Source organism: Chryseobacterium manosquense (genome assembly GCF_014623485.1).
GTDB lineage: Bacteria > Bacteroidota > Bacteroidia > Flavobacteriales > Weeksellaceae > Kaistella > Kaistella haifensis.
Map to the genome: position 1 here is coordinate 2,387,572 of NZ_CP060203.1, position 12,140 is coordinate 2,399,711.

At 35.1% G+C, this 12,140-nt stretch carries 14 protein-coding genes; 4 read left to right on the forward strand and 10 right to left on the reverse strand.

Going from position 1 to position 12,140, the window contains the following annotated elements:
* Positions 1 to 13: 13 nt before the first annotated feature.
* From coaBC to H0S70_RS11425, 4 genes are all read right to left on the reverse strand, one after another.
* Entirely contained in the window at positions 14 to 1,219 is a 1,206-nt protein-coding gene (gene coaBC / locus H0S70_RS11410; protein WP_123903980.1) for a bifunctional phosphopantothenoylcysteine decarboxylase/phosphopantothenate--cysteine ligase CoaBC, read from the reverse strand.
* Between the two features lie 117 nt (positions 1,220 to 1,336).
* Positions 1,337 to 1,666, reverse strand: a complete 330-nt coding sequence (locus H0S70_RS11415; protein ID WP_123249156.1) for a DNA-directed RNA polymerase subunit omega — start codon at positions 1,664 to 1,666, stop codon at positions 1,337 to 1,339.
* Between the two features lie 42 nt (positions 1,667 to 1,708).
* Positions 1,709 to 2,683: an outer membrane protein assembly factor BamD gene (locus H0S70_RS11420; protein ID WP_188320884.1), complete on the reverse strand. Its 975-nt coding sequence runs from the start codon at positions 2,681 to 2,683 to the stop codon at positions 1,709 to 1,711.
* A gap of 144 nt (positions 2,684 to 2,827) precedes the next feature.
* On the reverse strand, positions 2,828 to 3,454 hold the full coding sequence (locus H0S70_RS11425) for a TetR/AcrR family transcriptional regulator (RefSeq protein WP_188320885.1): 627 nt from the start codon (positions 3,452 to 3,454) through the stop codon (positions 2,828 to 2,830).
* Between the two features lie 91 nt (positions 3,455 to 3,545).
* On the opposite strand from H0S70_RS11425, the gene H0S70_RS11430 reads away from it, so the two are divergent.
* The 4 genes from H0S70_RS11430 (at position 3,546) to H0S70_RS11445 (ending at position 6,016) form a co-directional block, all read left to right on the forward strand.
* Positions 3,546 to 4,175, forward strand: coding sequence for a TatD family hydrolase (locus tag H0S70_RS11430; protein WP_188320886.1), 630 nt, complete (start codon positions 3,546 to 3,548; stop codon positions 4,173 to 4,175).
* Between the two features lies 1 nt (position 4,176).
* Positions 4,177 to 4,905, forward strand: a complete 729-nt coding sequence (locus H0S70_RS11435; RefSeq protein ID WP_188320887.1) for a tRNA threonylcarbamoyladenosine dehydratase — start codon at positions 4,177 to 4,179, stop codon at positions 4,903 to 4,905.
* 24 nt (positions 4,906 to 4,929) lie between these two features.
* Entirely contained in the window at positions 4,930 to 5,307 is a 378-nt protein-coding gene (rnpA, locus tag H0S70_RS11440) for a ribonuclease P protein component (RefSeq protein ID WP_188320888.1), read from the forward strand.
* 61 nt (positions 5,308 to 5,368) lie between these two features.
* Entirely contained in the window at positions 5,369 to 6,016 is a 648-nt protein-coding gene (locus H0S70_RS11445; protein WP_123249161.1) for a DUF4126 domain-containing protein, read from the forward strand.
* 6 nt (positions 6,017 to 6,022) lie between these two features.
* Here the strand turns inward: H0S70_RS11445 and H0S70_RS11450 are convergent, their stop codons facing one another.
* The 6 genes from H0S70_RS11450 to H0S70_RS11475 all read right to left on the reverse strand — a co-directional run bounded on the left by H0S70_RS11450 (position 6,023) and on the right by H0S70_RS11475 (position 12,131).
* Positions 6,023 to 7,690, reverse strand: a complete 1,668-nt coding sequence (locus H0S70_RS11450; protein WP_188320889.1) for a tetratricopeptide repeat protein — start codon at positions 7,688 to 7,690, stop codon at positions 6,023 to 6,025.
* A 1-nt stretch (position 7,691) separates the two neighbouring features.
* Positions 7,692 to 8,240 carry an LptE family protein gene (locus H0S70_RS11455; protein WP_188320890.1) on the reverse strand — a complete coding sequence of 183 codons (549 nt, stop codon included), beginning with the start codon at positions 8,238 to 8,240 and terminating at the stop codon, positions 7,692 to 7,694.
* A gap of 1 nt (position 8,241) precedes the next feature.
* Entirely contained in the window at positions 8,242 to 9,525 is a 1,284-nt protein-coding gene (locus H0S70_RS11460) for a sigma-54 interaction domain-containing protein (protein ID WP_123903988.1), read from the reverse strand.
* A gap of 3 nt (positions 9,526 to 9,528) precedes the next feature.
* Positions 9,529 to 10,017, reverse strand: a complete 489-nt coding sequence (locus H0S70_RS11465; RefSeq protein ID WP_188320891.1) for a hypothetical protein — start codon at positions 10,015 to 10,017, stop codon at positions 9,529 to 9,531.
* Positions 10,018 to 10,039: 22 nt separating this feature from the next.
* A complete protein-coding gene (gene miaB / locus H0S70_RS11470; RefSeq protein WP_123249165.1) occupies positions 10,040 to 11,476 on the reverse strand; it encodes a tRNA (N6-isopentenyl adenosine(37)-C2)-methylthiotransferase MiaB in 1,437 nt (478 codons plus the stop codon).
* A gap of 172 nt (positions 11,477 to 11,648) precedes the next feature.
* Positions 11,649 to 12,131 (reverse strand): energy transducer TonB, encoded by a 483-nt coding sequence (locus H0S70_RS11475; protein WP_188320892.1) that lies wholly within the window; start codon positions 12,129 to 12,131, stop codon positions 11,649 to 11,651.
* Between the last annotated feature and the right edge of the window lie 9 nt (positions 12,132 to 12,140).

The following is a 12,140-nucleotide window of genomic DNA, read 5'->3' on the forward strand; positions in this document are numbered from 1 at the left end:
AAATTTAGGAATATTATTTCAAAATCTGTTCTTCTATACAATTTAATATATCGGTTGCTACTTCATCTTTTGATTTCAAGGTGAATTCTTTCATTTCTGTTTTGGTGAAAATCTTGATTTTGTTGGTATCGTTTTTGAAACCTGCGCCCTCTTCACGAAGCGAATTGAGAACGATCATATCGAGATTTTTTTTCTGAAGTTTTCCTTTCGCATTTTCTTCTTCATTTTGAGTTTCCAGTGCAAAACCTACTAAAAATTGTTTATCTTTTTTATCGCCCATCGTTTTCAAAATATCCGGATTTTTCACCAATTCAATCGTCAATGAATCATCGTTTTTCTTAATTTTTTCTTTGGCAATTTCCTTCGGAGCATAATCAGCAACGGCCGCACTTGCAATCGCAATATCTACATTTTCATAATAATTGAAAACTTGCTCGTACATTTCTTTTGCGGAAGTAACTCGGTGAATTTCAATGTTTTGATGATGAATTTGCTGAGAACTCGGCCCGGAAATCAGAATCACTTTCGCACCTCGATTTGCAGCTTCTTGGGCAATGGAAAATCCCATTTTCCCCGATGAATGATTTCCGATAAAACGCACAGGATCAATTGCTTCATAAGTGGGTCCAGCGGTGATAAGTACGGTTTTTCCGGTTAAATTTTTTGTTTTTTGACTGGAATTAAAAAAAGATTCAATGGTGTTTGCAATGGTTTCTGGTTCCGCCATTCTTCCTTGTCCAATCAATCCACTGGCTAATTCGCCACTTTCTGCGGGAATAATAATATGCCCGAAATCTTCAGCCAATTCCAAGTTTTGTTTTGTAGAAGGGTGCTGATACATATCCAAATCCATCGCAGGAGCAATAAAAACCGGACATTTCGCCGACATATAAGTCGCAATAACCAAATTGTCGCAAATCCCATGAACCATTTTACCCAAAGTATTCGCTGTACACGGAGCGATAAGCATTAAATCTGCCCAAAGCGCGAACTCAACATGATTATTCCAAGTTCCATCTTTGGAATAAAAATCGGAGTAAACGGGCTTTTTGGAAAGGGTAGAAAGGGTGAGTTTTGATACGAAATTTTCCGCTGAAGGAGTCATCAAAACCTGAACTTCAGCGCCTTTTTTGATAAGGTCGCGGATGAGGTAATTGATTTTGTAAGCGGCAATTCCGCCGGATATACCAATGAGAATTTTTTTACCTTCTAGGATCATTAGTTTGAGATTTAGCTTGCACGAATTTAGTTAAAAATTTAAAAAGGTAGAAGAATAAAAAAATCGCAAAAGTAAAAACTTCTGCGATTCTTATTTTCTGGAGGAGAAAAACTTGGGTTAATTTTGGTTTTTCTCGTCAGTGTATCTAAAATAAATTTCTCCGTCAAGCCACTCCTGAATTGCGATAGAAGTAGGTTTTGGTAGTTTTTCGTAGTGTTTAGAGATTTCAATTTGCTCTCTGTTTTCGAAAACTTCTTCCAAAGTAGAGTTGTGAACCGCAAATTCGTCTAATTTATTATGAAGTTCAGAGCGAATTTCAGCATTGATTTGTTCTGCTCTTTTTCCCATAATTACGATGGCTTCGTAGATAGAACCAACTTTTTCTTCGATTTTATCTTTGTCGTAAGTTATTGTACTTAGTTCGGCTTTAGAATCTTTTGCGCTCATTTTCAGTGGTGTTATTATATTTAAAGTGTGCAAATATACAGTTTATTTTTGGATTTGGAAAGTTGCAGCAGGTGCGGGTGTAGAAAGTGCGGCGCTGTCTCTTTTAATCTTTTCAGCTTTCTTTTCAGCTTCTTTTTGGTCTTTTTCCTGATGTTGTTTTAGTTCTTCAGCTCTAATCTTTTCTTGAAGTTCTTTTTTTCGGGTTTCTACTTTCTTTTCAACTTCAGCGAAATTTTCTTTTTCCTTCAAAAGTTTAGCTCTCAAGTCAATTGCTAGTTTTGCATTTGCAGTATTTGGCATATCTCTTTCAACTTGTTTTGTGAAAGCCAAAGCATTTTCGATTCTCTCTTTTTTCAAGTCATAAACCGAATTTACAGCGAGTTCATACTTCGATTTTAAGATATATTCGTAGATTTTATCAATCAATTTTGTACTCGGAAAATCGTTAAGAACATTCTCGAAAGCCACGTTTGCTGCTTTATAATCAGCCATTTTGTAGTATTGTCTTGCGTTTTCGTAAGCTTTAAATTCTAATTTATAGCTCAATTCGTCAATCAATTCATTGATGTTTTTCGATTTCTCGGAATTTGGATAATTGTTCAAGAAACTTTGAAGTTCATTGATGGCCAATTCAGTGCTAGTTTGGTCCAAATTATAATCCATGGAACCTTCGTAATAGCACAAAGCAGACATGTATGAGGCGTCTTCCGCACGTTTGTCTTGAGGGAAAGTTACTGCAAAATTCTTAAACTGATGACCTGCAAGTTTGTAATTTTTGTCGTAATAATTTGCGTAAGCTGAGTTGTACACCACGTTTGGAGCGTCATCGGTACCCGCAACAAGATTCGAAAGTCTTTCGTACAGCGCCAATGCATCTGCCCATTTTTTGTTTTCAAATTTTTCGTTGGCAACTTTTAGGATATAATCTTTATCTGCGCTTTTCATTGCGAGTTCTTGCTGTCTGTTACAAGCCGACAATGTGAAAATTGCGAGGAGTACTATCAAATATTTTTTCATAAATCTTTTATGGCAGAAATAGTTAAGAGGGTTTCTGCGGTTCAGTTTGCAAAAATATAATTTTTTTGCCAATAGTTTTTTTTTTATGATAATTTAACTTATAATTTAACGCAATTGCCTTTTTTAAGACGATTTAGCTCCGATTTAGCTCGCAGAATAACCAACTAATGAGAAAATAGTGACCAGTAAATTCGCCAGAATTTTCTTTTCCGCATCTTGCAAATACGTTTCCTCTTTTCCGGTAACATACAATTCGTAGAAGTTTTTGTTTCGAATGACAAAAAGTGACGAACCCACAATCAGTGTCAAAATATCTTCAGGTTTCGGTGTATTTTGGAAAACTCCCGACGCAACCCCTTTTTTAATCACATCATCGATTTTCGAAGTAAAAGTGGTGTAAAACTCCAAAAGATCGGTTTTCAAATGTTCTGTATGGCGAAGTTCTTGTGTTACAAATCCGTGGAAGTAATTGAATTTAAATAATTGATTTACAACATATTTTATGAGTTCTTTTAATTGCATTTCAGGTTTTCCATCTTTGACGATTTCTGCAAATTCCGCGAAACTTTCCCTGGTTTTTTGAACCCGATATCGATAAAGATAAGACATCATTTTTTCCTTCGAACCGAAATAATAGGAAATCATCGCAACATTGATGTTCGCCTGCGAAGAAATATCACGAATCGAAGTACCTTCAAAACCTTTTTTTGCAATCAATTTTTCCGCGACATCTAAAATATGAATTTGTTTTTCCGAGAATTCCTTCTTCATGGTGAGTTAATTTGAGTAAAGTTAAGGATTTTTTTTGCTCATTTAAAACAAATGTTTAAATTTTTTTACCCGAATTTTCTTACATTTGATTATGGAGTTTTTTGATTTTCACCATCATGATTTTAATAAAAAAAATGGAATTTATAATTTAAAGTTAAATGAAATTCCACCGGCAAATTATTTTTCAGCCGGAATTCATCCCCAAGATATTTCGGATAGGTTTGAGGAAGATTTTTTGTGGTTAAAAACGATTGTAAAGTTGGAAAACTGCGTAGCAATAGGAGAATGCGGTTTGGATGGTTTGGTAGAAATTGATGAAAACCTACAGCATGAAATCTTTCAAAAACAAATCGAACTCGCCAATGAAATTCGAAAACCTATCATCATTCATTGCGTTAAAAGATTTTCCCAACTTATTCAATTCAAAAAAAAATCGAAAGTTCCGATGATTGTTCACGGTTTCAATAAAAGAAAAACCATCGGCGATGAAATGCTGAAAAATGAGTTTTGTTTAAGTTTTGGAAAGTCGGCGCTGTATAACGTAAATTTGCAGGATTTTCTGAAAGAAATTCCGATCGATCAACTTTTTCTGGAAACAGACTCTGCAGATTTTGAAATTAAAGATTTATACTACAAAATTGCAGAATTGAAAAGTTGTAGAATTGAAGATTTCCAACAAAAAATTAAAAAAAACCTCAAAAATTTACAAATTTCTATATAAAATGGAGAAAAATTGGCTAGAAAGAACCGAACTGCTCATTAAAGAAAATGGGATTGAAAAACTTCAAAACGCAAATGTTTTGGTTGTGGGTTTAGGTGGAGTTGGTTCGTTCGCAGCTGAATTTCTCGCAAGAGCCGGAATTGGAAAAATTACTATTGTAGACGGCGATGTAGTGGATATTACTAATGTGAATAGGCAACTTCCGGCGCTTCATTCCACTGTTGGAAAACCGAAAGTTGAAATTGTTGGCGATAGAATGATGGACATCAATCCGAAGTTGGAATTGACGAAAACTAATGAATTTCTAGTTGCTGAACGGATTGAGGAGATTGTTGATTCACAGTCATTTAGCTATATTTTGGACTGTATTGATAGCGTTACTCCGAAAATCACTTTAATTAGAATCGCAAAACGTAAAAAAATAAAAATAGTAAGCTGTATGGGAGCGGGCGGAAAAACTGATCCATCTAAGGTGATGGTGCGCGATATCAGTAAAACCTATAATTGCTATCTTGCGAAAAATGTAAGAAAACGTCTAAAAAAAGAAAAAATTAATAAAGGAATTCGCTGTGTATTTTCAAATGAAATTCAGGATGAAGATAGTCTGAAAATGACAGATGGAACTAATTTTAAACGTTCTTTTTATGGAACCATCAGTTTTATGCCTGCGATTTTTGGGTTATATGCTGCAGCTGAGGTTATTAATTATTTAACAAAAGAATCTAAATAAAACCAATTTATCAAATTATTTACTTTGAATCAAAAATATCCTACCAAGGAAAAACTTAAACAAAAAAGAGAAATTGATTTGCTTTTCGGAAAAGGTAAATGGTTGACTTGTGGGAATTTGCGAGTGATTTCAATTGATTTAGATAAAAAACCGCAAGAGGGTTTAATTGTTGAAAATCAGAAGGTTGGAGTGTCTGTTTCAAAGCGTTATTTTAAAAAAGCTGTTCATAGAAACCGAATCAAACGGCAACTTCGGGAAGTTTATCGATTGAATAAATCTGTTTTTACTACTGTTTTTGGAGCACATTCTTTATCCATGATTTTTTGGGTAAGTTCGGAAATGCCAAAAGATTTTAAATCTTTGGAACAAAATTTTATAAGTCTCTGTAAATCAAAAAAATAATTTTATCGTATTAGCATAGTTTTTGTAAATTTGATTCAATAATACAATAAAATTAAATGAAATGCTCGAAAATATTCCCTTTTTACCTTACGCAATAAGTGCATTTATAGGAATTGGACTTGCTGCGGCAACCGGTTTCAGAGTCTTTCTTCCGATGTTTGCGGTGAGTTTGGCTTCTTATATGGGTTGGATTCCCATGAATGAAAATTTCGAATGGCTCGCTGGTTTACCGACGCTTATTACCACGGGGATTGCAACGGTTGTCGAGATTTTGGCTTATTATATTCCTTATGTTGATCATCTGCTGGATACTTTATCGGTTCCGTTGGCAACAGTCGCCGGATCTGTTATGTTTGCAAGCCAGTTTGCAGACATTGGCACGTTTCCGCAGTGGGCATTAGCATTGATAGCTGGAGGAGGAACCGCAGCTGCGATCAGTTCGGGATTTGCGGGAACACGGGCGGCTTCTACTGCTACAACGGGTGGTTTGGGGAATTCGGTCGTCGCAACTACAGAAACTGCGGGAGCCGGAATTATGTCGATTTTGGCAATGACAGCACCTTTTATTGCTTTCCTTGTGGCAGTTGTTTTAATAATTGTCGTAATTGTTATGGGAAGAAAATTATGGCGTAAATTCCGAAGTTTTAATTCTTCTGGTCATGCTAAAATTATCGATGTGGAAGCGGTCGAAACGAAGAATTTAGAGTAGAAAAAATTATTTATTTTGACGTAATTCTTTGATTTGATCGATTTTTTCAGCGAAATATGTTTCTTTATCCGGATGTTTTTCGATCAAAATTTCAAACGCTTTAATTGCTTTGGAATACAATCTTTGTTCAAGGTATAAATTCGCCAAAGTCTCGGTCATCAAGTGCGAAATATTGTCGTTTTTTTCTTTCACTACAAAATCGGAATCTTCTTTTAATTTAGAAATTTTTGGTTCTTTCACAATAAATTCCTCAATCAGTTTTTCTTTAGAATTTGTAGGAATTTCCGTTGTTTCTTCTTTGTTTTGGCCAATTTTTAGCCAATTTTGCCAAGTATTGATGAAATTTGGAATATTGCTTTCCGGAGCTTCTGAAGTTTCAATGGTTTGTTCTTCTGATATTTTTTCCGTTACTTCTATTTTTTGTTTATCTTGAATTGGAGAAACATTTTCAGAAAAAAATGAAACATTGAAGACAGGTCTCGCCTCGCTTTTTTCAACCGAATTTGTTGATGTTTCTTCAATGATTTTAGTTTCAGGGATTTCAACTATTTCCAGTTTTTCTTCTGATTTCTTATCAATTAAAGAATCAGGAGTGTTGCTGTTAAAACTCATGGGTTTCCATGGTTTTTTCTCTATAACGATATCGGCTTTGGAGTTTTCTGGTTCAAGTTGAGCAGATTTAATTGTTTTTTTGGCGTTTTCAACAACTTCAATTTTTTTGGAAATTTCTGGTTCTACTTCATTTTTTTTATCAATAATTTTTTCTTCTGAAATTTCATTTTTAATTTCGGTTGGTATAAAATCTTGAGTTTCAGCAAAATTTACTTCCGCGTTTGAATGTGGAGTTTCTTCAGTTTTTACCTTTTCTTTTTTCGAATTTTTCATTTTTGCTTCGACTTCGGCAATAAGTCGTTGCATTTCTTCTTCGTGTCTGCTCAAAGTCGGTTTAGGAACTTGATATACAACAGGCTCAGAGTTTTTGCTAACGATTTTTACTTCTGGTAAAAATTCTTCCATTCCGTGAAAACTAACTTCCGCAATGTTTTCTTCTTGCTTTTCAGTAGCTATATTTTTGGCTTTTTCAAGAACGATTTTTTCTTGAATAGTTTCTTCTTTTGGTAGAATTTCCACTTCGATTTTCGGGATTTCCGTTTCTGTTTTTTCTTCTTTTTGAATTGCCTGCGTTACAATTATTCCAGATTCTCGTGTAGATTCGATGTCGATTTTCACAGATTCATTTTCAAGGAAATTTTCTTCTCCATCAAATAAAATTCTGTTCAGAACTCCATCAACATACACTGGTTTTGGAGCTTCAATTGGTGTGGGAAGGATAGTTTTACTCTTTTCTAATGCAACAGGAACCTCAGTTAGTTGTTCCTTAATTTCTTGAATTAGAGGTTCTTCCCTGCTAATAGTTTCGGTAATTGTAGCTTTTTCTGCGATTTCTTTTTTATTGATAAATTGATAAAGGATTTTTTTATCCGTAGTGTAAGCTGCGGTAGTGGAGAGTTCTTTTGGGTAATTTTCTGGTTGATGCTTGGAAATTCCGTACAGGTATAATGCTCTGATATTCTGTATGTAAGTTTGTTTTTTTATTTCATAATTTAAGATTTCTAAATCTTCTTTCTGAAACAATTCCGGATTTTTTATTAATTCTAAAACTCTTGGATTCATCTTACCAATTGGCTACAATATCGTTAAAAATTTTATTGATGATTCTTTCGTTGACAATCTTTACCTGAGAAGCCTCAATGGTATTGATGTCCAAATCACTACTGAAAGCGGCTTCATCGGAATAAGTTCTATCGAAGCTTTTATCCGGCTCGATTTTGTTTTCATAATGAACTTTTACGGTGATGGTAAGCTTGTTTTGCGCAGCTTGAATGGTTCCTCCCGGAGCGTTTACCGCACTGGAAATGGTCGTTGGTGTGATCGAATAATCGGTGATTTCACCTTCTATCAAAATATCCGGATTCTCGGATGTACCTTTCAGTGTAGTTCTTTGCAGAAATCTGTTTTGTATGTCTGTCGAAAATTGTTGGGCAAGATTCGCATTCATTAGCGCTGCATTATTCGGGAATTCTTTAATTTGAATTGTTTTTGTTTCGGGACTTAGTGATGAGCCTGTGAACGAGTAACAACTTTGGAGAAAGAACAAAATGCAAAGAAAAAAGACCTTTGTCAAACCGAAATTTCGAATTTTAAATTTTGAATTTTGAATCATTTTAGTCTTCTAAATTATACTGTTTTATCTTTCTATAAAGCGTTCTTTGCGAAATTCCGAGCTCATCTGCAGCTTTATTTCTTCGGCCTTTATGCTTTTCGAGGGCTTTTACAATCAGTTCTCTTTCATTGTTTTGCAAGGAGAGCGAATCGGGTTTTGTTTCTTCGATCTCAATGTCTTCTACTTCGTCAAAATTTTCGTTGCCATCAGAAATAATCGTGGAATTCGGAAATTGATTGGCGTTCGGACTCTCAAAATACAGTAACGAATTCGCGTTCTGAACTTGTGTTTCCGGTGTGAAAACGCGGTTGATGAGATTTTTCTCCTGATTGCTGAAGTCGCTATTTCCACGGTTTTTTATGAGTTCCGAAGTTAAGGATTTTAAATCATTTAAGTCGTTGCGCATATCAAACAGAATTTTATACATGATTTCCCGCTCCGAATTGAAATCCGAGTTGGAAACGCCATTTCCTGCTTTTTGAACCAACGCCGGTAAGTTCGCTTGCATCGGGATATATTCAGCAAGTTTAACAGAATTAATAGTTCTATTTTTTTCAACTACCGTCATCTGTTCCACTAAATTTCTTAATTGACGAACATTTCCAGGGAAAGGATAATTTTCCAGATAATTTACTGCATCATCCGTTAACACCAATTCCGGCATTCTGTATTTCTCAGCAAAATCTATCGCAAACTTTCTGAATAACAATTGGATGTCTCCCTTTCTTTCTCGCAAAGCCGGCATATCAATCTGAACGGTATTTAGACGATAATATAAATCCTCACGAAAACGTCCATCTTGAATGGCTTTCATCATATTGACATTGGTCGCCGCGACGATTCTCACGTTGGTTTTTTGAACTTGGGAAGAACCAACTTTCATAAACTCGCCGCTTTCCAAAACTCTCAAAAGACGAACCTGTGTCTGCAAAGGCAATTCACCAACTTCATCCAAGAAAATTGTTCCGCCATCTGCGACTTCAAAATAGCCTTTTCTTGTAGAAGTTGCGCCGGTGAAAGCGCCTTTTTCGTGACCGAAAAGTTCGGAATCTATCGTTCCTTCTGGGATTGCGCCACAGTTTACGACGATGTAAGGCTGATGTTTTCTTCGTGATTCTGAGTGGATGATTTTCGGAATAAATTCTTTCCCAACACCACTTTCCCCAATTACGAGAACCGAAATATCTGTAGGAGCCACCTGAATAGATTTTTCCAAAGCACGATTAAGTGCCGGAAAATTTCCGATAATTCCGAAGCGTGTTTTTATAGATTGTAAGTCTGCCATTGTTTAGATTTGATTAAAAGTAAAATCTTTTAAATTTAGAAAATCAATTCTATTATTTATTAAAAATTCGCCCTTATATTCAAGGTTGTTATTTGTAATAATTTCAAAATAATTTCCTTTTCCAATAAGATACTGTGGTTTATAAAAATCATTAATACCTATATTTTGTAATTCGCTGAAATAATGATTAATATCTAAGTTGATAGAATGAATGGTTTCAAAATTGATTCTTTGATTATTAATCAAGATACAATTCTGGTCAATTATTAGATCACCGATAACTATTGAATTTAGCTTTTCATAATCCATATATCGATATGCAATTATTCCTAAGAGTGTGAAAAGAAAAAATAGCATTACAAAATCTATATATTGATTTTCTATAAATTTTAATACTAAGAAAAGAAATAAGAATAAAGCAATTAATGCCCATTGAGAATTTGTTATTAATCCCAAATAATTTTTCTTTCTTTCTATAATTTCAAATCTCATTCAATTAGCTAGTCAACATTAATTACGAAATTGTTTCCCCCAAAAGCGTTCCCTGCGTATTCCCGTGAACAAAAACAGACACAATGTCGCCTAATTTTTGTCCTTCCAGTTTATCGAAAACGCAAACTGCGTTTTGGGAATTTCTGCCTTTCCATTGGTTTTCGTTCTTTTTAGAAATCCCTTCGATCAAGATTTCGTGGACTTTTCCTACATAACTCGCCATTCTTTTTCGGGAAAGTTCGCCTTGTAACGCAATAACTTCCGCTAAACGTCTTTGTTTTACATCCGCAGGAACATCATCCTCCATTTTCTTGTGAGCTGGAGTTCCCGGTCTTTCAGAATAAGCGAACATATAACCATAATCGTATTCCACTTCTTTCATTAATGATAAAGTAAGTTGATGATCTTCTTCTGTTTCGCCACAAAATCCAATAATCATGTCTTGCGAAAAAGAAATGTCGGGAACAATTTCTTTTCCTTTTTTGATTAAATCCAGGTATTCCTGTCGCGTGTGTTGGCGATTCATTTTTTCTAAAATTCGGTCGCTTCCACTTTGTACAGGAAGGTGAACGTATTTGCAAATATTTTCGTGTTTTGCAATAACTTTGAAAACTTCCTCGGTCATTTCGTGCGGATTGGAAGTTGAAAATCTAATTCTCATTTTTGGAACTGCAACCGCAACCATATCAAGGAGTTGTGAAAAATTAATCGCGGTTAATTTTTGCATTTCGGTAGCGTTTTTGAAGTCCTTTTTTGCTCCACCGCCGTACCAAAGATAGGAATCCACATTTTGACCTAAAAGTGTGATTTCTTTATAACCATTTTCCCATAATTCTTTGCACTCCTGAATGATAGAATGAGGATCGCGGCTTCTTTCGCGCCCTCTGGTAAAAGGAACTACGCAAAAAGTACACATATTGTCGCAACCTCTAGTGATGGTTACAAACGCCGTAACTCCATTTCCGCCGAGACGAACCGGATTGATGTCTGCATAAGTTTCTTCTTTCGAGAGAATAACATTTATTGCATCTCTTCCACCTTCGGTTTCCTTTAAAAGATTGGGTAAATCTCTGTACGCATCGGGTCCTACTACCAAATCAACCAATTGTTCTTCTTCCAAAAACTTGGTTTTCAAGCGCTCAGCCATGCATCCCAAAACTCCAACTGTAAGATTAGGTTTTTCTTTTTTTAAATTTTTAAATTGAGACAGGCGCATTCTCACGGTTTGTTCCGCTTTCTCACGAATTGAACAAGTGTTGAGCAGAATTAGATCTGCTTCTTCTTGTTTCAAAGTTGTATTATAGCCTTGTTCGTTAAGGATTGAAGCTACAATTTCTGAGTCGGAAAAATTCATTTGGCAGCCGTAACTTTCCAAAAACAGTTTCTTCGTGTTTTGGGGTTTTTCAGCAATTGCAAAAGCTTCGCCTTGTTTGTTTTCGTCGATATATTTTTCTTGCACTTTCTTAGAAATTAGATATTAAAAGAACGTTTTTCTGCGCACTTTTAATGTAGATTTTAATTTGCAAAGATAAAGAATTTTTGTGACAGAATGTCAGAAGTTTTTTAATCTAGAGAAGGACAATGATCGCTTTTCGAAAAAAAACTTTGCAGCTGCCTACAAAGGTTTTCATTTAGAGATCAAAACTATCCGTTCTGAAATTTATTTTCAGCCTCAACTTCGATTCCACGGGAACTCCGTTGCAAGTTGCGGGTTTAAATTTTGGATTCATCCTTCTCAATGCTATTTCCACATCTCGGTAAAGCAAATTGCTGTTCAAAACTTCTGGTAAAAGCTTAAAACTTTGCAAATTACCGGATTTATTGATGTTTAAATGCAATTCAAAAGTCCCATTGACCGAATAAAGTCCGGAATTCAAATCATTCTGAATATTTTTCGAAAGTGCTTGTTTGAAAGAGTTTTCACCTCCGGGAAACTGAGCGTACTCCGGATTTTCACACTTCAAACGATAAAATTCCAATGGAGCATTCAGGTCCAACGCGATGGTTTGTTTCACCACATCTCTTACATTTTCCGTGATATCGTTATCTTCTACCACATATTGCGCATGGGTAAACGTGAATGCAAAAAAGAACAGGAATACTAAATTTTTCATAACATTTTT